Genomic DNA, 2,012 nt, shown 5'->3' on the forward strand with positions numbered 1-2,012 from the left:
CGGTGCTGACCGGGTCGGTGCGGGAATGCTTGGACGGCCAGGACATTACGGCGGTGCCCAGTCTGCGTCACGGTCGTGGCGAGGTCGAGTCGGTGTTGGCGGGGCTGGGTGCGTTGTTCACCGCCGGGGTGGCGGTGAACTGGCCGGAGTTGTTTGCCGGGACCGGGGCGCACCACACCGAACTGCCCACTTACGCCTTCCAACGCCAACACTACTGGCTCGACATGCCGCTCGACGACGAGAAGACGTCGGTGGAGACGTCGGCTCTGGTGAGTGAGCTGCGGAGGCTCGGTGAAACCGAGCGCACGCATCGGATGACGGAGCTGGCTCGCGCGCACATCACAGCCACTCTCGGCAGCGGCGTGCTCGGTGAGGGTGCACTCGGTCGGACGTTCAGGGATCTGGGCTTCGATTCCTTCATGTCCGCCGAACTGCGGGACAGGCTCTCGCGCGCCCTGGAGATCACGCTACCGAGTTCGGTGATCTTCGATTACCCCACCCCCGCTGTTCTCATCGAACACTTGCAATCAGTGGTGCTGGGCGCAGATGTCGACGTCGACACCCAGTCTGCGTCGATTGCTGATCCCGATGATCCTGTGGTGATTGTCGGGATGGCTTGCCGTTATCCGGGTGGGGTGGGTTCTCCGGAGGATTTGTGGTCGCTGGTGGTCGAGGGCGGGGAGGGGATTACTGGTTTTCCGGAGTCGCGTGGCTGGGATGTGGAGGGTTTGTATCACGCGGATCCGGATCATCCGGGGACGACGTATGCGCGTGGTGGAGGGTTCCTGCACGACGCGGGTGAGTTCGATGCCGGGTTCTTCGGGATCTCGCCCCGTGAGGCGACGGCGATGGATCCGCAGCAGCGGTTGTTGCTGGAGGTCGCCTGGGAGGCTTTCGAGCGCGCGGGTATCGACGCGGACTCGCTGCGCGGCACCCGGACCGGGGTGGTGGTAGGAGCAACACCGCACGGATACGGTGCGGTAGGAACTGACGCCGGCGGATACCTGCTCACCGGTACCACGCCTGGGGTCCTGTCCGGGCGAATCGCGTACCAGTTCGGCTTCGAGGGACCCGCGACAACGGTCGACACGGCCTGTTCGTCGTCGTTGGTGGCACTGCACCTGGCGGCGCAGGCGTTGAGATCGGGCGAGTGCTCGCTCGCGCTGGCCGGCGGTGTCGCGGTCATGGGCACTCCGATGATCCTCACGGAGTTCGCGCGGCAGCGTGGATTGTCTCCGGACGGCCGGTGCCGGTCGTTCGGTGCGGGCGCGGACGGCACCGGATGGTCCGAGGGCGTGGGCCTGGTGGTGCTGGAACGGTTGTCCGATGCGCGGCGCAACGGGCACCGGGTGCTCGCGCTGCTGGCGGGTTCGGCCGTGAACCAGGACGGGGCCTCGAACGGACTGACGGCCCCGAACGGTCCCTCGCAGCAGCGGGTGATCCGGCAGGCGCTGGCCAGCGCGGGGCTGACGGCCGCCGATGTCGACGTGGTGGAAGGGCACGGCACGGGTACTCGACTCGGGGACCCGATCGAAGCACAGGCACTACTGGCAACCTACGGGCGGGAGCACACCGACGGCTCACCCCTGTGGCTCGGATCGGTGAAAGCGAACATCGGACACCCGCAGGCGGCGGCAGGCATTGCCGGGGTCATCAAAATGGTGATGGCGCTGCAACACCAGTTCTTGCCCAGAACCCTGTTCGCCGAGGACCCCTCGACCGAGGTGGATTGGTCTTCCGGTGGGGTGGCGTTGCTGACCCGATCACGGGAGTGGCCGGACACCGGCCGACCCCGGCGAGCCGGAGTGTCCTCGTTCGGCATCAGCGGGACGAACGCACACGTCATTCTGCAGCAACCACCGAATGAACCGGCGATGGCCGATCGGCGGCCAACGCCGACAGCTACCCGTGAATTGCCGGTGTTGCCGTTTGTGTTGTCGGGTCGTGGGTCGGGGGCGTTGTGTGGTCAGGCTGCTCGTTTGCGGTCGTTTGTGGTGGAGCGGCCGGATGTG

1 pseudogene is annotated in these 2,012 nt (G+C 66.7%); it reads left to right on the forward strand.

Annotated features, from left to right (window positions below):
- Nucleotides 1-2 precede the first annotated feature (2 nt).
- Nucleotides 3-2,012, forward strand: a pseudogene (locus AB0C66_RS35905) (beta-ketoacyl synthase N-terminal-like domain-containing protein); the annotation flags it as partial.

Origin of the sequence: Streptomyces sp. NPDC048636 (assembly GCF_040650655.1) — a bacterium.
GTDB lineage: Bacteria > Actinomycetota > Actinomycetes > Streptomycetales > Streptomycetaceae > Streptomyces.